Raw genomic sequence first — 21,279 nt, 5'->3', positions numbered from 1 at the left:
GCTGCAAAAAGAAAAAGGGAAGAACTTATTCTTCCCTCACCGCTATCGGCAGCACCTCTTTGACCGCTTGGATGACTTGCGCATCGTCGCGGTCAGTGACAAAAATGGAGACGATGCCGCGATCGTCGCGGGTGCGGATGAGCCGCCCGACCCCTTGACGGAGGCGGAGCAGCATGTACGGCACATCAACGCTCCAAAACGGATCACGGTATGCCTTCCGTTTCGCCTGAAACACCGGATCGTTCGGCGGATACGGAAGCGACCAAATGATGACGTTTGACAATGACGGCCCCGGGATGTCAAGCCCTTCCCATAAATGTTCCGAACAAAGCACGGTCTCCTCATTGCGCTGAAACTCGGCGACCAAATCGCTGATTTCACGGTCTCCCTCAAACAAGAACGAAAACGGTTCATCGGCCGCTTCTTCTTTAAATTGGAGCAGCTCTTCGCGCGTCGGGAACAAGATGAGCGCCCGGCCGCCGGTTTCGCGCAATTTTTCGAGCGCATAGCGATATTTTTCCGCAAACAGCGTCTCGCCGGCGCGGAACGTCGGCATATAAATTGTCATTTGCTCATCGTAATCAAACGGCGATGGCACGCTGAACGACAAATAGTCATCAATGCCCAAGCTTTGGGCAATATAGGCAAACGATTTTCCACTCGACAGCGTCGCCGATGAAAAGATAAACGGCATTCGTTTGCTGAACACTTTTTCGCGCAGCACTTCCTGCACGGTGCGCGGCATGACGACCAAAGTCGCCTCTTGGCGCGATGACTCAAGCCATGTGATCGCATCGGCGTTCGTCAAAAACAAGTCGAGCGAATATTGAATTTGATCCAAATATTCGTCCACGATGTTCAGCTGATAATGGTCGATCGTATACGTCTCGCTTTCAAACACAAGCTCATTGCCGATTTCAACGATTTGCCTGTGCAGCTGCTTCGCCCATTGCTGCAGGGCGGGCGACGGCGAAATTTCTTTCCGGTTCGATCCGGGAACGTCTTTCGCGCACGCTTTCAATTCCGCAAAAAAGCGCGCGCTCGTCTCCAACGTCTCCTCAATTAAATAAGCGAGCTGTTCACGGATGTCGTTTTCGAGCAGCCTTGTCAGCAGCATCTCAAGCGTCGTCTCTTTCATCCGGTACGTCAGCGCCTTTTGCGCGGCAAACTCAAGCAAATGCCCCTCATCGAACACGACGCAGCTCGCCTCCGGCAACAGCGGCAGCTGGCCTTCCCGCTTGCGCGCCTCATACGTCCAGACGTGTTCCATATAAAAATCGTGCGAACAGACGATCAAATCCGTCGCTTTTCGATAATAATCGCGCCAAAGCGTTTGGCCGCAGCGGTGCCGCTTTTCACATGTAAAACAATCCTGAAACGGGTCCCAGGCGATTTTTTTCCACTGCTCATCACTCAAATGGGCGTATTCCTTCCGGTCGCCATAGCGGTAAAACGACTGCATCGGTTTATTATCGTGGACGAATGCCGGAAGCTCATCAAAAATTCGCTCGTATAATTCGATATCCTCGTCATCATATGTCGTGACTTCTTCGAGCTTATTTAAACATAAATATTGATCCGGCGATTTGGCCAGCCGGACGTCGATATGCAGTCCAAGCACATCGGACAATTTGGCGATATCCCCTTCTTTTTTGACGAGCTGCTCGATCAATGTCTCATCCGCGCAGGCGATGATGGCCGGCTTGCCAGTGTAGCGGGCGTAACAAATCGCATACAGCAAATAGACGATCGTTTTTCCCGTGCCGACCCCGGCTTCGGCAAACATCACCTTTTTCTCGCGAAACGCGCGCTCGAGCTGGAACGCCATATAAATTTGCTCATCGCGCAGCTCAAACCCGGCCTCTGGCAAAATATCGTAAAAAACATCGCCGATCCATTGGCTGAGCTTGTCAAAGAAGTTTTCGTTTTTTTCTACTGTAAATGGATAACGATCATGGCTCATCGCCGCCACCCCTCCAAATTGGCATAAACTCCCCCGGCATCATCATGCATAAGCGCGCAACAAGTTTGTTGCGCGCTTATTCCCAATAACAAGACAATATTATGATGGATCGCCGCCGAGAAGTCAACTTCTAGCCTTCACGCGGCGGCCGCGGCCCCCAATATTGGTAGTAATGCGTTTCGATAAAGCCGTTAAACAGCTTGCGCCGTTTGGTTGCCGGTCGGCCGTAATGCGTTTCAAAGCCGCGGTGGGCGGTTAAGATATAGACCGACCACGTATCCAAAGAGGCGTAGGCGCGGCCGATGGCGCGATAGAGCGCTTCCACTTCCCGGCGTTCGCCAAGCCGCTCCCCATACGGCGGATTGCCGACAATCACTCCGTACCGCTTGTCCGTCCGAAACTGCTCCGCCCGCCCGACTCGAAACGACAATAAATCGGCAAGCCCTGCTTCCGCCGCGTTCGCCTTGGCGGTTTCCACCATGTGCGGATCGATGTCCATCCCGATAATATCCAAAGGCTGGTCATAGCGGGCCAGCGCTTCTGCTTCTTCGCGCGCGCGCTCCCACACTTGTTTCCCGATCCACGGCCATTGTTCGGAAACAAAGTCGCGGTTGAATCCAGGGGCAATGTTTTGGCCGATGAGCGCTGCCTCAATGGCGATCGTGCCCGAGCCGCAAAACGGGTCAACAAACGGGCGGTCCGGCGTCCAGTTGGTCAGCAGCACCAAGGCGGCGGCGAGCGTCTCTCTGAGCGGCGCTTCCCCTTGGCGGAGACGATAGCCGCGCTTGTGCAGCCCGGCGCCGCTCGCATCGATCGTCAAGGTGGCGATGTCCTTATGGAGCGCCACTTCGATGCGGTAGAGCGCCCCTGTTTCAGGAAACCACGACAGCCGATAGCGCTCCTTTAGGCTTTCAACAACCGCTTTTTTGACGATGGCTTGGCAATCGGAGACGCTGAACAACGTTGATTTCACTGATTTTCCAATAACAGGGAACGAGACGTCTTTCGGCAAATAATCAGCCCATGGCAGCGCCTTCGTCTGCTCAAACAACTCTTCAAACGTCGTCGCCCGAAACTCGCCGATTTTGAGCTTCACACGGTCGGCAGTGCGCAGCCAAAGATTGGCGCGGCAAATCGCAGCCGCATCACCTTCAAACATCACCTTGCCGTTTTCCACTTGGCATTCGTAGCCAAGCCGGCGCACTTCATCCGCCACAACCGCTTCGAGCCCCATCGCGGCCGTGGCAATGATTGAAAATCGCTCCATCCGCTTCCCCCTATTCTGGCAGGCAATATGTATTTCATCTCCAAGTATAACCATCCTGCAAAACAACCGATACAAGAAAAGCCCTCCTTCATGCAGGAGGGCTTTTCATGATGCCATCACCACGTTAATCATGCTCTATAAGCCATGTTCTGTACCTTCGTACTGCAAGCGGCTTTGCGCCTCGTACTCCGGCGGTAATCATCTATCTACAGGCTGCATGCGCCGCCTGTCCTTCCCTCCGTTCATTTCCTTCGGGAAGGTGCCCCTACCATCATTTGGGTTTCTCGCTCGTGGGGTTTACCGCGTTCCACCTCTAAGGTTTCCCTTAGAGCTCCGTCACTGTGGCACTTTCAGGGTAATCGAACCATATCCCGAGCCGGGACGTAGGTTCTTTCCCCGCCGTCAGCCCAGCCGAAGCCAGGCTGCCCTAGCTTATGGATTCGCTAGGCACGAACACTACGGGCATCTCAGCACCGTGCGAGCATGGACTTTCCTCTACGGCCGAAACCGGCCGCAGCGATTACCCGAGCATGATTAACGCTGCGAGCATCTTACAGTATAGCTGATCTTGGTGTGAGAATCAAGAAGAAAAAATTAGAAATCCCTGCATCAACTTCGCCCTGCCGGCTGGTTATTCATACAGTTTCCGGCCAAACACATGCTTTTCTAAGTTGGAAAGGCGCTGCAAAATGTCGTAGTTCGTCGTTCCCGCCGACATCGCCGGCCGTTTTTGAAGCTCCTCGACTTGCCGCTTCAGCCGGGCGTTTTCCTGGCGCAACTCGTCAATTTCTTGCTGAAATGCTTCATAATCTTTAATAATGAGATCCAAAAATTGATCCACTTCGTCTTGGTTGTACCCCCGTATGCTTACCTTAAATTCCTTTTCTAAAATGTCTTTCGGCGTTAGTTTTACGCGATTGGCTGACATGGCTTTTCACCTCAATCCGCATTCAACGATCATCTTCTCTTTATTTTTTCAGAAATTCAGCCGGTTGTCAATTGACGGTTGGCTTGCCGCATCGATCGGGAAGCCGCATGGCGCCCACGCAGACTTCCCGGCGGCGCCGAAACGCCGTCCTCCCGCCCAAACGCCGCCGGCTGCCGGCGTTTTCCATCCGTAAAAAAACAGAAGCCGACAAAGCGGCTTCTGTTTTTGGCCCTTACTATCGCAGCGGAAACGGCGGAAATGGCATCGGTCCCGGACCCGGGCAGTACAGATGGCGATTGGCAGCCTGAGCCACCGCCGATTCCGTATGCGGGAAATAATGTTGATGTTCATACAGGTGATGATAAACATGCATCGTATGCGATGGATGGATATGCGGCACAATCGTTGCTTCGAAATGATGCAAAACGTTGCAACGAGGCGGATGAACGATCGGCGCCGTTACATTCGGCAGGCAATGCATCATATTCCTCTCCTTTCATCAATTTAGGCTGTTGCTTGACAATACTAGCCTATGATGAACGGAGTGGACTCGTACTAGTATAAACACCCATTTTGAAGAGCCATTCGCGCCAACAATCTACCAGCTCTCTCGCTCCGGTGCTTCGGACGTTTTGGCATAGTCATTCGTCTTTTTGAATCCGTTATGCGGCGCCGGCCTCTCTGACGTTCATTAATAGATATAATTGAACACGACAAACGTCAAACCGACGACAATAAAAAAGAGATACAAAATTTTTTTGTACATGCTCCGCATCGTCTTCTTCTCCCTGCCATCGTTTTCGTTCATTCCGATGCCATTGTACACGTTTTTTCTTTTTTCTACAAGATTCACAACAAAAAGACGAAACATTTTCGTTTTCTGTCATATTTTGCGCTTGCCAGGGAAATGGGCGAGTTCTCGTTCTCACCCGTTTTTCTTGCGTTCAAGCCGCGCGAGCCGCCTGCGCCATTCCGCTTCTTCTTTCTCGCTATGTTGTCGGCTCATCCTAGCGAGCGACCGCCACGCTTCATATGCCATAACGGCATAACGGTGCGCTTCATCAAGGTCACGGAAATAATGTTCGTACGCTTTCGCCAGCTCAAGGCCCGCTTTCATCTTCCAATAGACGCCACACTCCAATAAGTCGCGCCAAAGCGCCGCCGCCTCGTCATACCGTTTTTCCTTCCGATATAAAAGCGACAGTTGCCACTTCGCCATATGCGCTTCTTTCGCCTGCCCGGCGCCCGCCTGTTCATAGACGCCCCGCGCGGCCGCCGTCTCCCCGACCGTTTCCAACCAGCGGGCGGCGGCCAGCTGTTCGCCTGGATCGGTGAGTTGGTTTGCGTCAAGCAGCTGAATCGACAAATGAATGTATAACACGATGAGCGACAACACGTCTTGCTCATTATGGCGCAAAACGGGCATGATCCGGTCGGGATGGGGCGTTTGCAAAAACGCTTGGTACATCATCGGCGCCAAAAAACCGGGCACATCATCGCCCCGCTCGACATAGAGAATGTGCCGCTCCACTTCCGAAAGGCGCAGCGAATCCAATTTGTCTTTCCATAAGCGGCGGGCGGCGTGATACAAATCAAAATGACCGAACGCGGGCAGCTTCGGCACCATGTCACGGACAAGGGCATGGCGCGTTTTCAGCCGCGGCCAGTCGAACGCTTTTCCATTGTACGTAACAAGCGTCGTATAGTTGACATCAGATAAGAAACTTTGATACAGCGCCACTTCCGCTCCGGGATGCGGCAAAAAATGCTGGCGGACGATGACGCAATCGCCGGCAAAGCGGGCATGGCCGAGCAAAAACATGACATTTCCCGCTCCGCTTGAAAGCCCCATCGTCTCCGTGTCAAAAAAGAATAAGTCGCTAACGGCAAACCCGCGGCACGAGAGCGGGTGGGAAAACGGCGCCTCCTGCCAGCGCCGGTGCACCTCATAAAACGCGCCGAGCCGATAGCGGCCGTGCTGATAGTCAAGCGGATACACCGTTTCCCGAATGAGGCAGTAATCGCCGGCAAACCAATACGGCTTGGCGCCGTACTCCCGCCAAACGTCGGCATACGGCACGTCCGTCACAGGTCGTCCGTCCGGTTTCTCCTCTTCTTTTTCTTCATCGTTCTCCTTTTTATGCCGGGCGGCAAGCAATTCTTTCCATTGCGACAGCTTTGGCTTCATCCGTCTCGCCCTTCCTTTCCGTCCAGTCTCGATGACCGGGAAGCTGCGCCGCAGGGCGCGGTTGGCGCTAAGCCGAGGAACCGCTCCGCACAGCGAGCTGTTCAGCTAAAAACTGCACCAATTCACGCTTGACCGGCATCCCTGCCGCATCAAGAGCACCGATGCACGATGGACAGCCATCCGCACACGGACAGCGCTCCACCCACTCTTTCACTTTCGCCAGCATTTGTTCATACCGCTCAAACAGCGCTTCCGATAAACCGATGCCGCCCGGATAGCGGTCATAAAGGAAAATGGTCGGCCGTCCGGAGTGCGGCGCCTTCAGCTGCGGCACAACATGAATATCCGAGCGGTCGCACATGACAAACATCGGCACGAGATGGCCAAGCACGTTGGCGATGCCCACCAGAATGTGCTCAAACAACGCCGGGGAAAACCGCGGCGGCACTTCCATCCATTCGAGCCATGCCGCCGACGTATGAAGCGTTTCTTCCGGCAGGCGGATCGGCCCCCATCCAATGTTTTCAAACGTCGACAGTTTCAACTTTTTAAACATCGTCGCCATCGCCCGGACCGATACATCGCCGTACTTGACGGCCATCGCTCCTCGTTCGGCAGTACGGTCTTCAGACAGCACTTCAAGCTGCACGGCCAGATTGGCATCGGTGAAATATTCGACATCCACTTGACGGACGTACGCTTTTTTCTCCTCCCAATCAAGCTGCTCAACTTGGTATTGCGTCCCTTCGTGCAAATAGATCGCTTCTTCATGGAGCAGCGTCATCGCGCTGAAGCGATCCATCTCACCGATGACACGATGGCGGGCGGTGTCAGAAACATCGATAATGACGACATTTTCCTGCGCCGCAGAGCGCAAACTAATGTTTTGCGCCGGAAACGCTTCGCTCATCCAATGCCAGCGGCCGCCGCGCTCATAAAGCACCCCCTGCTCAGCCAAAAAATCGAGCACTTCTTCGACCTCGACTCCGCCAAACGTCTCGCCGCGCCGAAACGGAAGCTCGTACGCGGCGCATTTAAGATGGTCGACTAAAATGAGCATATTATCCGGATTGATGCGGGCTGTTTCCGGCGAGCGGGCGAAGAAGTATTCCGGATGGGCGGCGATGTACTGGTCAAGCGGACTTGAACCGGCCACCATAATCACGAGCGAATCGCCATGGCGGCGGCCGGCGCGGCCGGCTTGCTGCCACGTGCTGGCAATCGTTCCTGGGTAGCCGGCGAGAATGCACGCCTGCAGCTGGCCGATATCAACGCCAAGCTCGAGCGCGTTTGTGCTGACCACCCCGATAATGTCCCCGCTGCGCAGCCCCTTTTCAATCGCGCGCCGTTCGTTCGGCAAGTAGCCGCCGCGGTAGCCGCGGACCATCGTTTCCCCAATCCGCCCCTTCACCGCCGCCTGCAAATGGCTTAAGATAAGTTCGGCGCGGACGCGGCTGCGGGCGAACACAATCGTCGGAATGTGGTTGCGTAAAAGCTGCCGCGCCAGTTCGACCGCCGTTTTCGTCGCACTTTGACGGACGTTCATCGTCCGCTCGACGACCGGCGGATTGTAAAACACGATATGTTTCCGTCCGCGCGGCGCCCCGTTGTTGTCAATCAGCGCCACCGGTTCGCCAATCAGCCGCTCAGCCAACTCCTGCGGATTGGCGATCGTCGCCGAGGTGCAAATAAATGCCGGCCGGCTGCCGTAAAAGGCGCAAATCCGCTTTAGGCGGCGGATGACGTTCGCGACATGGCTGCCGAACACGCCGCGGTATGTATGCAGTTCGTCGATGACGACGTAGCGCAACTGTTCAAACAGCGACATCCATTTCGTATGGTGCGGCAAAATGGCGGTATGGAGCATGTCCGGGTTGGTGATGACAATATGGCCGGCCTGGCGGATTTTTTGCCGCAGCGCCGGCGCCGTATCGCCGTCGTATGTATAGCTGTAAATCGGCGTTCCCATCTCGGCGATGATTTCATGTAATTCGTTTTTTTGATCTTGGGCGAGCGCCTTGGTCGGAAATAAGTAAAGAGCGCGGCTTTCCGGCGCCTCCGCGATCGCTTGCAGCACAGGCAAATTGTAGCAGAGCGTTTTGCCGGATGCCGTCGGCGTCACGGCGACGATGTTCCGCCCGCTTCGCACCGCCTCATACGCTGACGCCTGGTGCGTGTAAAGCGAGGCGATGCCGCGCGCTTCAAGCGCCGCGCGCAGCCGCGGATTCAATTCGGTCGGAAACGGAACTGTGTCGGCTTCTTTTGGCTCAATTTCATGCCAATGAACGACGTTCGGGTCCTGACGAAGCTGTTCGATCCACTCGGAAAGCGTCTGTTTGTTCACGTTGCCAATCACCTCGTTTCTATTTTACATGCATCATTGCCGTTTGCACTAGCAAAACGCGGCGAAAAGCGGGAGGCTTTCGGGAAGCGAAGCGCAACACGGCTCGGCTGCATGCCCTTCCGTCCGCCATGCCCAGCCGGCCGTTCGCGCCGCAAAACAAAACGCCCAGCCGTTACGGCTGGACGGAATGAATCGGCCGATGGCCGAGCCGGGCGGAGAGTTCTTTGCCGATTTGGCGCATGCGCGCAGCAAGCCTCATGATGCGGTCATCCGTCATGCGGATCGTCGGGCCGGAAACGCTGACGGCGGCGACAACGTTTCCTGTATAGTCGAAAATCGGCACCGCGACGCAGCGGATGCCATATTCATTTTCTTCCAGGTCAAGCGCATATCCGTTTTGCCGAATGGTGTCAAGCTCGCGGAAAAACGCCTCGCGGTCGGTGATCGTCCAATCGGTATGTCTGGGCAACCCTTTCCGGTCGATGATCTCGGCGGCGACAGCCGGCGGCAAGCTGGCTAAAATCGCCTTGCCAACGGCCGTGCAATGCATTGGCGCCCGCTTGCCGACTTTCGAATGCATGCGCAGCGTTTCCGTTCCTTCCAATTTTTCAATATAAATGACTTCCCCTTGGTCATAGACGACGAGATGGACCACTTCGTTCGTCTCTTTCTCGAGCTGGCGCAAATACGGACGCGCCTCTTGGCGCAAATCAATCGAGTCAAGCAGTTTCGAGCTGATTTCCAAAAACTTGTAGCCAAGCTTGTACCGCTCTGTTTCCGGATGCTGCTCGATGTAGCCGTATTGGGCGAGCGTCGTTAAAATGCGGTAGACGGAACTTTTGTTAATGTCCATTTGTTTCGCGATTTCCGTCACGCCTAGCCCGTCTTTTTTCGCACTGACGATGTCAATAATTTGCAACGCCCGACTTACAGATTTCACTATATTTTCTTTTTCCATTGCCTTCACCTCAATTTGTTCTCTCCGCCCGCTATTATACACGAACGACCGAGCGTTTGCAGGCAGGCAAAACCGAATCCCGCAAACGCACCGTCCGGCAGCAATGGGGCATGCGCGCCCCCCTTCGCTGGCAGCAAACCCTCATCTTTACGAAGCGGAAACAGCCGGCGCTTTGGCGGCGACAAACGTATTGCGAAGCGTGCCGATGCCGTCCACTTCACATTCAATGACTGTTCCCGGGCCGACCAGCTCAGCGCCGACCGGGCTTCCGGTTAAAATGACATCGCCCGGCTGCAGCGTCATAACATGGGACAAATAGGAGATCATTTTGCTGATCGAAATGATCATGAGCTCTGTCGGGCTGTTTTGTTTTTCGACGCCGTTCACGCGCGCTTTCACCGACACCGACAGCGGGTCAAGCTCCGTTTCAATAACCGGGCCGAGCGGCGTGAACGTATCAAACGATTTTCCAACCGTCCAATGTCCATCAGGATGGAAAAATTGCGGCGCGGTGACGTCATTGGCGACCGTATAGCCGAAAATATGCGCCCAGACATCTTCTTCGCTCACGCATTTCGCCTGTTTGCCGATGACAACGGCCAGTTCCGATTCGAATTTGACCTCGCGCACGCCGGCGGGAATGACGATATCCGCTTCCGGGCCGATGACCGATGAGGACGGTTTAAAGAAAAAGACGGGGATGTCCGGAAGCTCCGCCGGCCGTTGCTCGCTTGACGCCACATAGTTGGCGCCGATGCCGATCACATGGCGCGGCACAAGCGGCGCTGCGAATGCAACGTCATCACAACGAAACACGCTTCCTGTATAGTCCCACTCACCAAACACATCACCTTCGATTTCACGGACGACTTCGCCGCTTACAACACCGGTGTGAACCGTCCCATCAACGAAAAAACGAGCAAATTTCATCGACAAGTCACCCCTCTCTGACGCGATTTTTCTCCTCATGCTTCGTAATGTTCCGCGCCACCCCGGTCTCCATCGCTGCACGCGCGACGGCGGAAGCGACTGCTGCGACGACGCGCTGGTCAAACGGGTTCGGAATGACGTACTCCTCGCTTAACTCTTCCGGCTGGATGAGCCCGGCGATGGCGTCGGCCGCCGCTATTTTCATCGCCTCATTGATTTCTCGCGCCCGCACATCGAGCGCGCCGCGGAAGACGCCGGGGAAGGCAAGCACATTGTTCACTTGGTTCGGCAAATCCGACCGGCCGGTTGCCACGATGGCGGCGCCGGCGGTCTTTGCCTCATCCGGCATAATTTCCGGCACCGGATTGGCAAGCGCAAACACGATCGCGCCGCGGTTCATTGTTCGGACCATCGCCGGCGTCAACGCGCCGGCAGCCGAAACGCCGATAAATACATCGGCGCCCTTGATCACATCAGCGAGCGTTCCCGCCAGGCGCTCCCTGTTTGTTTGTTTCGCCAAGTCTTCTTTTAGCGCGTTCATGCCGTGCAGACGACCTTCGTAAATGGCCCCTTTCGTGTCGCACATAATGAGGTCGCCGACTCCCATCGACAGCAGCAGCTTGGCAATCGCCACCCCGGCCGCTCCGGCGCCGTTGATGACGACCCGGCAATCGGTGAGCCGCTTGCCGACCACTTTCAACGCGTTCGTCAGCCCGGCAGCCACGACGATCGCTGTGCCATGCTGATCATCATGGAACACCGGAATTTCCATTTCCTGGCGCAGCCGCTCCTCAATCATAAAGCAGGCCGGCGCCGCGATATCTTCCAAATTGATGCCCCCAAACGTCGGTTCGAGCAGTTTGACGGCTTGGACAAACTCATCCGGGTCTTCCGTGTCGAGACAAAGCGGCACGGCGTCAATGCCGGCGAACGCTTTAAACAAGGCGGCTTTCCCCTCCATCACCGGAAGCGCCGCCCGCGCGCCGATATTGCCAAGCCCAAGCACAGCGGTGCCGTTTGAGACAACGGCAACGAAATTGCCTTTTACCGTGTAATGATAAATCTCCTCTTGATTGGCGGAAATTTCTTTGCACGGCTCTGCCACACCTGGCGAATAAATGACGCTTAAGTCATTCATATCAACGACCGGCACTTTCAGCTCGACGGACAATTTTCCTTTTGCCTGCCGATGGACAAGCAATGCTTTTTCCCTTAACTGTTCCATATCCAATTCCTGGCTACTAACCTGAGCTCGTCTTCTCGTGCCGCCTTTTTGGCTGCGTTCGGTTCCGCAACCGGCCAGTAGCAACTAGGAGCGGCCTCCCTTCTCATTATTTATTGAATTTTCTGATTTATAATTCATATAAGGAAGGAACAAGAGCGATGCCGCCCTTGCCCCTCGATTCCGGCGTCGGCTTATGGCTGCACAGCCGCAAATTTTGCTTTCGCTTCTTGGCGGCGGCGGTGCAAAATCGGCTCGGTATAGCCGTTTGGCTGTTCATAGCCGAGGAACACGAGGTCGCACGCCGCTTGGAACGCCACCGAATCATCGTAGTTCGGCGCCATCGGCCGATAGTTCGGATCGCCGGCATTTTGCTCGTCGACGACTTTCGCCATTCGCTTAAGCGCTTCAAGCACTTGCTCTTTCGTGCAAATGCCATGGTGGAGCCAGTTGGCGAGAATTTGGCTCGAAATGCGGAGCGTCGCCCGGTCTTCCATCAGCCCAATGTTATGGATGTCCGGCACTTTCGAGCAGCCGATTCCTTGATCGACCCAGCGGACGACATAACCTAAAATGCTCTGGCAGTTGTTGTCGATTTCTTCTTGAATTTCCTCTGCCGTCCATTGCGGGTTGTCGACAACCGGAATTTGCAAAATGTCATCGCGATAGTCGGCCCGCTCGTTCGCCAGCTCGCTTTGCACAGCCGCGACGTTCACTTGATGGTAATGAAGCGCATGGAGCGTAGCCGCCGTCGGTGACGGCACCCATGCCGTGTTGGCGCCCGCTTTCAGCTGCGCCCCTTTTTGCTTCAGCATTTCGGCCATCAAATCCGGCATCGCCCACATCCCTTTGCCGATTTGCGCCCGGCCGCGGAAGCCGGCGGCAAGCCCAACGGCAACGTTCGATTTTTCATACGCCTGCAGCCAAGTCGATGATTTCATCTCGTTTTTGCGCAGCATCGGCCCTGCTTCCATCGATGTATGAATCTCGTCGCCCGTCCGGTCGAGGAAGCCGGTGTTGATGAAGACGATGCGGTCGCGCACTTGGTAGATGCAGTTTTTCAAGTTGAGCGACGTCCGCCGCTCTTCATCCATGACGCCGATTTTGATCGTGTTCCGCTCGAGGCCGAGCATGTCTTCGACGCGGTCAAACAGCTCATTGGCAAACGCCACTTCCGCCGATCCGTGCATTTTCGGCTTGACGATGTAAATCGAGCCTTTGCGCGAGTTCAAATAGCGCGTATTGCCGATGAGCGAGTGTTTCATGATCAAGCTCGTAATGACGGCATCGATGATCCCTTCATGCACTTCTTCGCCATTCGCATGCAAAATCGCGTTGTTCGTCATTAAGTGCCCGACGTTGCGCACGAACATAAGCGAACGGCCCGGCAGCACAAGCTTTCCGCCATCCGGCGTTTCATAGACGCGATCCGGGTTTAACGCCCGCGTCATCAGCTTGCCGTTTTTCTCAAACGTCGCCGTCAAATCGCCTTTGATGAGGCCGAACAAGTTGCGGTAGACAAGCACTTTGTCTTCGGCATCAACGGCCGCCACCGAATCTTCGCCGTCCATGATCGTTGTGACCGCCGCTTCGAGCACAATGTCTTTAATGCCGGCTTTGTCCGTTTTGCCGACCGGATGCTCGCGGTCGATTTGAATTTCAATGTGAAGACCATTGTTCTTCAGCAACACCGCTGTCGGATGTTGCGGGTCGCCTTGGAAGCCGACGAATTTTTCCGGCTCTTTCAGCCCTGTCGTCGCCCCTCCTTCAACCGTCACGACGAGCCGCCCGTCCACGACCGCGTATTGGACTGCGTCTTGATGGGAATATTCGGCAAGCGGCACCGCCTCATCCAAAAACTTCCGTCCGTAGGCGATGACTTTCGCCCCGCGCACCGGGTTGTACGATGAACCGCGTGAGGCGCCGTCTTCTTCGCTGATGGCGTCGGTGCCGTACAGCGCGTCATATAAGCTGCCCCAGCGGGCATTGGCGGCGTTCAGCGCATAGCGGGCGTTTGTGAGCGGCACGACGAGCTGCGGCCCGGCCTGCATGGCAATTTCATCATCCGCATTTTCTGTCGTAATTTCGAAGTCCTCGACTTCCGGCTCCAAATAGCCGATTTCGGTTAAAAACGCTTTATACTCGTCAAAATTGAAGCGGCCGCGGTGCGCTTTATGCCACTCATTCAATTGTTGCTGGATCTCATCGCGGCGCGCCAGCAGCTCTTTGTTGCGCGGCGTCAAATCGGCGATGAGCGCGGCAAAATCGCGCCAAAACTTGTCTTGGTCGAGCCCGCTGTTCGGCAGGAGCTCCCCGTTGACAAACTCATAAAACACTTTCGCCACTTGAATCGTCCCGACTTGTACGTAATCAGCCATCGTTCGGTTCTCCCCCTTTTTGTTTCTTATTACGAAACACTGTTTCTTAATTCATCTAAAAAGATGATACCATGAAACGAAATGACTGGCAATCATTTTTGCAAAATTTTCATTTTACTGCGGACGGTATCCGTTTTGTCTCTACGCACCGCCCCGGCGTCGGAAACAGCTTGCCGGCGTTGAGCAAGTTTTTCGGGTTAAACACGTCGCGGATGGCCGTTTGCGCCAAAATTTCCTCGTCAGTGAAGATGAAGCGCATCTCTTCTTTTTTCTCAATGCCAACGCCATGTTCGCCGGTGATCGATCCGCCGACCGCTGCACACGCCTTGAGGCATTCGCTTCCGGCGGCAAGCGCCCGCTCTGTCTCCCCAGGCTTGCTCGCATCAAACAACACAAGCGGGTGCAAATTGCCGTCTCCAGCATGGAAAATATTCGCAATCCGAAGCCCGTATTTGCGGCTGATGTTGGCGATTTCGTTCAACACTTCCGGCAGCCGGCTGCGCGGAATGACGCCGTCTTGCACTAAATAATCCGGCGAAATCGCCCCCATGGCGCCAAAGCCGGTTTTCCGGTTCGCCCACCAGCGCGCCCGCTCTTCCTCTGACTGGGCGACTTTCACTTCGCGCACATGGTGGCGGCGGCAAATCGTTAAAATATCGTCGATTTGCTCGTCAATCCCGGCGGAAATGCCGTCCACTTCAATGAGCAACAGCGCGGCGATGTCTTTCGGATGGCCGACTGGAAACGCGGCCGCTTCAACCGCCTCGATGGCCGTCTGGTCCATCATCTCCAGCGCCGCCGGCACAATCCCGGCGGAAATGATGTCGGAGACGGTTTGGCTTGCATCTTCCACTTCGTCAAAATAGGCGAGCACCGTCTGTTTCGCTTCCGGATTTTTCAACAAGCGGACCGTAATTTTCGTCACGATGCCAAGCGTTCCTTCCGATCCGGTCAACAGCCCGAGCAAATCGTAGCCGGGCGGGTCGGGGACGCCGTTTGCGCCGATTTCAATCACTTCGCCGTTCGGCAAGACGACTTCAAGCCCCAAAATATGGTTCGTCGTCACCCCATATTTCAAGCAATGGGCGCCGCCGGCGTTTTCCGCGACGTTGCCGCCGATCGTGCAGCAGTATTGGCTTGACGGATCGGGCGCATAGTAGTAGCCGCGGTGGGCAACCGAGTTTGTCAATTTTAAATTGACGAACCCCGGCTCGACGACGGCGCGCCGGTTTTCCAAATCGACGTGCAAAAGCCGCTTCATCCGCGTCAGGCTGATCACGACTTCGCCGTTTAGCGGAATCGCCCCGCCGCTTAGCCCCGTGCCGGCGCCGCGGGCGAGAAACGGAAGGTCATGCTCATGGCAGTACTTGACGACCGCCGCCACTTGCTCCGTGCTGTTCGGGAATACGACCGCCCTTGGCAGATGGCGGTGGACGGTAAATCCATCGCAGTCGTACGCCATTAAATCTTCCTTCCGGTACAAAATTGCCGTTTCGCCGACAATGCGGGCGAGCGCCTGGATGTGCGGATCGTTCGTTGCAATCAGCCGTTTTCTCATATGCGCACGTCCTTCCCTTCCTCTTTTTGATATGCCCAATCGAGCAGCTGCACCGTATGGACGATTTTTTGGCTTCGCCCGTATTTTTTCACGCCAAGCGCCATTTGCAGCATGCAGCCCGGATTGCCCATGGAAATGAGTTCCACCTCTTGCGGCACGTTTTGCATTTTGCTCTCAAGCACCGCCTGCGCCATCTCCGGATGGGTGAGGTTGTAAATCCCCGCGCTGCCGCAGCAGCGATCGGCGTTTGGCATGGCGACCATTTCCACCCCTGGAATGCTTTCAATCAAAGCGCGCGGCTCTTGGCGGATGCCCTGGCCATGGGCAAGGTGACACGCATCATGGTAGGTGAGGCGCACGTTCAGTTCGGCTTTCGGCGCTTTGAAGCCCGTGTCATGCAAAAATTTGGACACATCCTCAACTTTGGCGGCAAATTGCTCCGCCTTTTCATGCCATTCCGGGTCATCGCGGAACAATTCCGGGTACTCTTTCAACATGCAGCCGCAGCCGGCGGCGTTGACAATGACATGGTCGACATCTTGAAACGCCTCGATGTTTTGCTTGGCGAGCTTCCGGCCCGTTTCCCGGTCGCCGGCGTGCACATGGAGCGCCCCGCAGCACGTCTGATCCGGGACGATGACGACATCATTGCCGTTATGGGTCAACACACGGATCGTCGCTTCGTTAATATCACTAAACATCACATCCATGACGCATCCGGTCAAAACGGCAACCGTCCGCTTCGTTTCCCCTTTCGCCTTAATGAGCGGCTGGTGTTGATACTTTTTCCGCACCGGCGTACCGACGGCCGGCAAAATCGCCTCCATTTCGGCCAAATGGTCCGGCATCACCTTGAGCAGCCCCGTTTTGCGCGCCGCCGTCTGCAAGCCGCTTTTTTGGTACCATTTCAGCAGGCGGCCGAGCCAATCGAGGCGCGACGGATGCGGAAAAATGCCTTTTAAGAAAACGTCGCTGACAAGCGCCTTCCAACCGGTGAGCGGCACCGCCTGGCGGAGCTGGCCGCGCACTTGTTCAATAAGCCCACCGACATCGACATCGGCCGGACAGGCCGTCGTGCAGGCACGGCAATCGAGGCACGTAAAAATCGGATCGAGCAAATCAGGCGTCAACTCAAGCTTTCCTTCGCCGACCGATTTCATCAAATGGACGCGGCCGCGCGGAGAGTGCTGCTCTTGGCCGGTTTGTTCATACGTCGGACACGACTCCAAGCACATGCCGCAGTGGACGCAATCAGCCCACTTGCTCGGGTCCGGCAAGTCGGGAAATCGGTAGTTGCCGAGGCTCGCGGTCGCACACGCCGGGCTGTCCGTCCGTTCATTGATTATCGTGCTCATGATTAAATCCCCCCAATAAAGCGCTGATCGTTGACCGTTTTGTTTGGATCCACTTTTCGCTTAATGCCTTCGAGCAAGAAAAAGTACGATGGCTTTCCGCCCCAAACGTCAACGCGCTGGCGCAGCGAAAATGGCAAATGTTTCACGATCGCATAGCCGCCAAGGCGAACCGCTGCCTGACGCAGCTCCTCAATGGCCGCCAACACCCCTTCTTCGCTTCCGTGTACATACACCTGGCAAAGCCCATGGCCCAATCCACCGTGCGCCTCAAGACGGACGTGGCAGCGATCAGCGATGAGAACGCTTTCCCGCAAGACGGCGAGCACATCCAAGTTGACGACGCCGATTTTCACCGCCGCTTCCACGCCGTTTTTCGCCAACGCCAGGCGCCCGTTCGGCGCCGCTGTATAAAACGCCTGCCAAAAGGCGGAAGCCTCCTCAGCAGCTAAAATGGACATTTCCGCCATTTTCGGCCGCAGCCGTTCCACCCATTGTTCTTGGTAATGGACGGCGTTTTCCACATCTTCAAACCCGATCACAAGCGTATAAACCGGCCGTCCCGTCAGCCGCTCGGAAAGCGCCGGGTTAAGCAGTTCAAAGCAAACCGGCTCCATCATCGTATCAAGGAAGGAAACCGCAAACGAGCGAATATCATGAACATCGCCGGTTGGAAACGACAATAAAACAACACTTTCATATTTTGGCAGCGGCCGGAGCTTGAGCGTGATCTCGCTCAACACGCCGAGCGTCCCCATCGCTCCAATGAACAGCTTGTTCATATCGTAGCCGGCGACGTTTTTCACGACTTTGCCGCCTGAACGGATGATCGTCCCATCTGGGTACACGATGCGCATCCCGATGACGGAATCGCGCGCCGACCCGTAGCCGAGACGCTTCGGTCCACTGTCGTTGGCCGCAATCACTCCGCCGATCGTCGCTTCCTCCGGCCAAAACGGATCTAAGGCGACCTTTTGCCGATACGGGGCGAGCGCGCGCTGCAAATCGCCAAATTTCGTTCCTGCCTTCACGGTGACCGTCATATCAGCGGCCGCATGTTCGACAATGCCGGTATAGTGTTCCAACGACAACAAGATGTCTGCCTGTTCCCGTTGCCCGCCGAACCCCCGTTTCGTGCCGCGGCCGGCGATGACGACCTTTTTGCCTTGGCGGTCGGCATAGCGGAGCACGGCGGCGATCTCGTCTTCCGTTTGCGGATAAACGGTCGCCGCCCCGCTGTTGCCGAGGGGGTGCGGGGATTCGTTCACTTCGATTTGTCCGGGGCGCAAAAGCGCGCTTAACTCATCCAGCCATGTCAACGAGAGCATCGTTGCCCCTCCTTTGTTTCGCGATAGGAAACAATGTTTCTTTTTCATAGTTTAAAAAAATGAAACGCATCTGGCGTTTCGGCAAGGCGAACGGCTCCCTGCGCAGCGAGGGTGCCGCTACCTCTATTAAATCATTGATCATGCATTTTTTCAACGAATTTTTTGAATTCATCAACCATTTTGTTCATTCTGTCTCTTCCACTGTCACCTTGACCCGCTGTTCGAGCGGCTGGATGACCGCTGACATATCCAAATCGGCAAGGCCTGCGGCGACCGCTTCGGCAAACGCTTCTTCTGCCTGCATGCCGAGGCGGCGGCCAAGGCCGATCTCGTCCATCAACTCGTTCGCCAGGCGCACGTCCTTGTGCACATACTTCACCGCCCCGCCAGGAGTGAATTGACGCGGCAGCACGAACTGCTCCATATGGCGGCGCAGCATCCGGCTGTCTCCGTAGCTTTCTTTTAACAGCCGATACAGCTTCCCGGCATCAAGCCCATAAGCGACGCCAGCGACCATCGCTTCCGCCGCGGCGACCGAATGGACGGCGACCAAGTACTGGTTGATCGCTTTCGCCGCGCTGCCGGCGCCGCTTTCCCCTAAATATTCGACCGTTTTTCCCAACGCCTGAAGCAGTGGGCGCACCTGCTCCCATGCTTCTTTCGCTCCGCCGACCATGATTGTCAGCGCCCCTTGCTCCGCCCCTTCCGGACCGCCGCTTACTGGCGCATCCAAATAGGCGACGCCGCGCTCACCGGCGCGCCGGGCGACAAATCGGCTTGTTTTCGGGCCGACGGTCGTAAAATCAAGACAAATCGTCCCAGGCCGGGCCACGCTGAGGACGCCGCCTTCACCTGTATACACCTCGATGACATCATCCGGCATCGATAAGCACGTGCAAATGATATCCGCCTCACCAGCCAGCTCTGCCACTGTCGCCGCCTGTCGGGCTCCAAGGTTGACAAGCGGAACCGCTTTTTCTGTCGTACGGTTGTACACCGTAACATTGAATCCCGCTTCAAGCAGCCGCTTCGCCATGCGCGAGCCCATCACGCCCAATCCGATAAAGCCGACGCGCATCATCGTCCGCCTCCCCCTTTCATTCCGCGGTATTCCTCATACCAGGCAAAACTTTCGCTGCTTTTCCCTGATGGAATGTACTCAAGCCCAATCGCTCCATTGTAGCCTTGCTCTTGCAAAAATGCGAAAATCTCGCGATACGGAAGCGCTCCCGTCCCCGGCTCATGCCGCCCGGGGGCATCGGCAAATTGCACATGGTCAATCAATGGTTCATAGGCCGCAAACGTCGCTGTCACATCGCGCCCAAGCCGCGCCATATGGTAGATGTCGTATTGCACTTTCACATTTGCCCTGCCAAGAGCGCGAATGATGGCCACGGCTTCATCAATATCCGTTAAAAAGTAGCCCGGCATATCGAACGGATTGATCGGTTCAATCGTCAGCGTCAAACCGTGGACGCCGAGCGCAGCGGCCGCCTCATCCAAGCGGCGCATGTATATTTCTTTCGCCCGTTCCCGCGGCAAATCGGCCGGAACCACTCCAGCCATGCAATGAAGACGCGGCGCGCCAAGCGCGAGCGCATAGCGCACCCCTTCCTCAAGCGCACGGCGGAAATCGTCATGACGGCCGGGAAGAATCGCCAGTCCGCGCTCCCCCTTTTCCCAATCGCCGGCCGGCAAGTTGATCGTAACGAGCGACAGCCCGTATTCCTCCAGTTCAGCGGCAACCGCCTCAGGCGCCGCAGCGTACGGAAACTGGCACTCAACGTGCGAAAACCCGTGCTGCTTCGCCTTGGCAAACCGGGCAAGAAACGGCGCTTCCGTGAAAATCGTCGAAACATTGACGGCAAACTTCATCATGAGGCCCCTTTCTTCTCCATTTCTTTCTTTTATTCGCCCCACCATTTGCCGATTCCTGCCTCACCGCGTTTCACCTTTCATGCCGTAAAAAAACAGCCGCACCATTTCGACTTGCCGCTTTGATCCATGCCACCGTCATGGAAAAAGGGCTGCTCCTTTGGGCAGCCCTTTTTGGCACTCAATCCTCATCGCTGGCGAAAAAACGCAAAATGTAGACAAACAAATTGATGAAATCAAGGTAAATATTGACGACAATCATCGGGATATCCGCTTCCGTAAAGCCATAGCGGGCCAAGCGGTTGATGTCGTAAATCGTAAAGCCAAGGAAAATCAAAATCCCCAAGGCCGCGATGCCCATTTGCCCGACGCTGGAAAATGGAATGAACCATTGAATGATCAACAGGCCAAGCAGCGCAAACGCACCAAGCATCAAAAACCCGCCGAGGAACGAAAAATCTTCTTTCGTTCTCGCCGCGTAAATGGCCACGCCGGAGAACGAGACGACGGCCAGCGCAAACGCTTTGAACACCGCCGCCGCGCCGATGACGGAAATGTAATAGCCGATGAGCGGATAGAGCGTTGCCCCCGAGACGAGCATAAACGCAAACATGAGCGGATAGCCGACCGCCTGTTTGCGGCGGGCGAAGATCATCACCAAAAGCAAAATGAGTTCCAGCGCATAAAGCGGCAAGTACATCCCGGCCGGCACCCATTGCCCGGCATACAGCCCTGCGGTCGCAACAGCCAGCGCTGCTAAAAAGGAAACCGCCAACTTCGCCACCGGGCTGTGCGGACGATAAACGGTCGAATGGTTCATGGCAACCCCCTCCTTTTTCTTTCTAGTTTAGCATATATTTGTTTCTTGTCACAGCCCTTTCTTTTGGATGAGTCAGTCAAGACTTTGTGGAGAACATTTTTTCGGTTCACTACGGGTGTTGTCAATCACTAGTTAGCGAACCATTTTCAGGAATTGATATCGTAAGCG

General features: G+C 55.6%; 16 protein-coding genes and 1 other RNA gene. All 17 read right to left on the bottom strand.

The genetic code is table 11. The features are described 5' to 3' along the window. Nucleotides 1–25: 25 nt before the first annotated feature. Nucleotides 26–1,963, bottom strand: coding sequence for an ATP-dependent DNA helicase (locus CV945_RS12880; protein WP_100659920.1), 1,938 nt, complete (start codon nt 1,961–1,963; stop codon nt 26–28). Between the two features lie 130 nt (nt 1,964–2,093). Beyond that, nucleotides 2,094–3,230 (bottom strand): THUMP domain-containing class I SAM-dependent RNA methyltransferase, encoded by a 1,137-nt coding sequence (locus CV945_RS12875; RefSeq protein WP_100659919.1) that lies wholly within the window; start codon nt 3,228–3,230, stop codon nt 2,094–2,096. A gap of 133 nt (nt 3,231–3,363) precedes the next feature. After that, nucleotides 3,364–3,762, bottom strand: an RNA gene (rnpB, locus tag CV945_RS12870) — RNase P RNA component class B. A 99-nt stretch (nt 3,763–3,861) separates the two neighbouring features. After that, nucleotides 3,862–4,158, bottom strand: a complete 297-nt coding sequence (gene gpsB / locus CV945_RS12865) for a cell division regulator GpsB (RefSeq protein ID WP_100659918.1) — start codon at nt 4,156–4,158, stop codon at nt 3,862–3,864. A gap of 235 nt (nt 4,159–4,393) precedes the next feature. Then, entirely contained in the window at nt 4,394–4,639 is a 246-nt protein-coding gene (locus CV945_RS12855; RefSeq protein ID WP_014195684.1) for a CotD family spore coat protein, read from the bottom strand. Nucleotides 4,640–5,083: 444 nt separating this feature from the next. Continuing rightward, complete coding sequence (locus tag CV945_RS12845) at nt 5,084–6,346, bottom strand: ribonuclease H-like domain-containing protein (RefSeq protein ID WP_100659917.1); 1,263 nt, start codon at nt 6,344–6,346, stop codon at nt 5,084–5,086. 67 nt (nt 6,347–6,413) lie between these two features. Continuing rightward, the gene (locus tag CV945_RS12840; RefSeq protein WP_063330657.1) at nt 6,414–8,690 is read right to left on the bottom strand and encodes a DEAD/DEAH box helicase; all 2,277 of its coding nucleotides are present in this window, start codon (nt 8,688–8,690) and stop codon (nt 6,414–6,416) included. Nucleotides 8,691–8,862: 172 nt separating this feature from the next. Then, the gene (locus tag CV945_RS12835; RefSeq protein WP_033009243.1) at nt 8,863–9,648 is read right to left on the bottom strand and encodes an IclR family transcriptional regulator; all 786 of its coding nucleotides are present in this window, start codon (nt 9,646–9,648) and stop codon (nt 8,863–8,865) included. A 147-nt stretch (nt 9,649–9,795) separates the two neighbouring features. Continuing rightward, the gene (locus CV945_RS12830) at nt 9,796–10,578 is read right to left on the bottom strand and encodes a fumarylacetoacetate hydrolase family protein (protein WP_094238622.1); all 783 of its coding nucleotides are present in this window, start codon (nt 10,576–10,578) and stop codon (nt 9,796–9,798) included. 7 nt (nt 10,579–10,585) lie between these two features. Continuing rightward, nucleotides 10,586–11,803 carry an NAD(P)-dependent malic enzyme gene (locus CV945_RS12825; RefSeq protein WP_050368633.1) on the bottom strand — a complete coding sequence of 406 codons (1,218 nt, stop codon included), beginning with the start codon at nt 11,801–11,803 and terminating at the stop codon, nt 10,586–10,588. A 191-nt stretch (nt 11,804–11,994) separates the two neighbouring features. After that, nucleotides 11,995–14,178 carry a malate synthase G gene (locus CV945_RS12820; RefSeq protein ID WP_100659916.1) on the bottom strand — a complete coding sequence of 728 codons (2,184 nt, stop codon included), beginning with the start codon at nt 14,176–14,178 and terminating at the stop codon, nt 11,995–11,997. Between the two features lie 109 nt (nt 14,179–14,287). Beyond that, a complete protein-coding gene (locus CV945_RS12815; RefSeq protein ID WP_050368631.1) occupies nt 14,288–15,736 on the bottom strand; it encodes an FAD-linked oxidase C-terminal domain-containing protein in 1,449 nt (482 codons plus the stop codon). Further along, nucleotides 15,733–17,091: a (Fe-S)-binding protein gene (locus CV945_RS12810; protein ID WP_100659915.1), complete on the bottom strand. Its 1,359-nt coding sequence runs from the start codon at nt 17,089–17,091 to the stop codon at nt 15,733–15,735. Before CV945_RS12810 ends, CV945_RS12815 begins: the two co-directional genes overlap by 4 nt. 2 nt (nt 17,092–17,093) lie before the next feature. Then, nucleotides 17,094–18,416 carry an FAD-binding oxidoreductase gene (locus CV945_RS12805; RefSeq protein WP_100659914.1) on the bottom strand — a complete coding sequence of 441 codons (1,323 nt, stop codon included), beginning with the start codon at nt 18,414–18,416 and terminating at the stop codon, nt 17,094–17,096. Between the two features lie 184 nt (nt 18,417–18,600). Then, entirely contained in the window at nt 18,601–19,497 is an 897-nt protein-coding gene (locus CV945_RS12795; protein ID WP_100659913.1) for an NAD(P)-dependent oxidoreductase, read from the bottom strand. Continuing rightward, nucleotides 19,494–20,291: a hydroxypyruvate isomerase gene (gene hyi / locus CV945_RS12790; protein ID WP_100659912.1), complete on the bottom strand. Its 798-nt coding sequence runs from the start codon at nt 20,289–20,291 to the stop codon at nt 19,494–19,496. The genes CV945_RS12795 and hyi overlap by 4 nt, the downstream gene beginning before the upstream one ends. A 181-nt stretch (nt 20,292–20,472) precedes the next feature. Continuing rightward, nucleotides 20,473–21,111, bottom strand: coding sequence for a Bax inhibitor-1/YccA family protein (locus CV945_RS12785; protein ID WP_100659911.1), 639 nt, complete (start codon nt 21,109–21,111; stop codon nt 20,473–20,475). Nucleotides 21,112–21,279 lie beyond the last annotated feature (168 nt).

This window comes from Geobacillus sp. Manikaran-105, assembly GCF_002809955.1.
Lineage (GTDB): Bacteria > Bacillota > Bacilli > Bacillales > Anoxybacillaceae > Geobacillus > Geobacillus thermophilus.
This window is presented reverse-complemented; position numbering and strand designations above follow the sequence as displayed.

Excerpts from the sequence above, each read along its gene's own strand:
- CV945_RS12825 (WP_050368633.1), bottom strand. The coding sequence starts at position 11,803 with ATGGAACAGTTAAGGGAAAAAGCATTGCTTGTCCATCGGCAGGCAAAA.
- CV945_RS12795 (WP_100659913.1), bottom strand. The coding sequence starts at position 19,497 with ATGATGCGCGTCGGCTTTATCGGATTGGGCGTGATGGGCTCGCGCATG.
- CV945_RS12880 (WP_100659920.1), bottom strand. The coding sequence starts at position 1,963 with ATGAGCCATGATCGTTATCCATTTACAGTAGAAAAAAACGAAAACTTC.
- CV945_RS12830 (WP_094238622.1), bottom strand. The coding sequence starts at position 10,578 with ATGAAATTTGCTCGTTTTTTCGTTGATGGGACGGTTCACACCGGTGTT.
- CV945_RS12820 (WP_100659916.1), bottom strand. The coding sequence starts at position 14,178 with ATGGCTGATTACGTACAAGTCGGGACGATTCAAGTGGCGAAAGTGTTT.
- CV945_RS12845 (WP_100659917.1), bottom strand. The coding sequence starts at position 6,346 with ATGAAGCCAAAGCTGTCGCAATGGAAAGAATTGCTTGCCGCCCGGCAT.
- gpsB (WP_100659918.1), bottom strand. The coding sequence starts at position 4,158 with ATGTCAGCCAATCGCGTAAAACTAACGCCGAAAGACATTTTAGAAAAG.
- CV945_RS12810 (WP_100659915.1), bottom strand. The coding sequence starts at position 17,091 with ATGAGCACGATAATCAATGAACGGACGGACAGCCCGGCGTGTGCGACC.
- CV945_RS12875 (WP_100659919.1), bottom strand. The coding sequence starts at position 3,230 with ATGGAGCGATTTTCAATCATTGCCACGGCCGCGATGGGGCTCGAAGCG.
- CV945_RS12815 (WP_050368631.1), bottom strand. The coding sequence starts at position 15,736 with ATGAGAAAACGGCTGATTGCAACGAACGATCCGCACATCCAGGCGCTC.
- hyi (WP_100659912.1), bottom strand. The coding sequence starts at position 20,291 with ATGAAGTTTGCCGTCAATGTTTCGACGATTTTCACGGAAGCGCCGTTT.
- CV945_RS12835 (WP_033009243.1), bottom strand. The coding sequence starts at position 9,648 with ATGGAAAAAGAAAATATAGTGAAATCTGTAAGTCGGGCGTTGCAAATT.
- CV945_RS12855 (WP_014195684.1), bottom strand. The coding sequence starts at position 4,639 with ATGCATTGCCTGCCGAATGTAACGGCGCCGATCGTTCATCCGCCTCGT.
- CV945_RS12805 (WP_100659914.1), bottom strand. The coding sequence starts at position 18,416 with ATGCTCTCGTTGACATGGCTGGATGAGTTAAGCGCGCTTTTGCGCCCC.
- CV945_RS12785 (WP_100659911.1), bottom strand. The coding sequence starts at position 21,111 with ATGAACCATTCGACCGTTTATCGTCCGCACAGCCCGGTGGCGAAGTTG.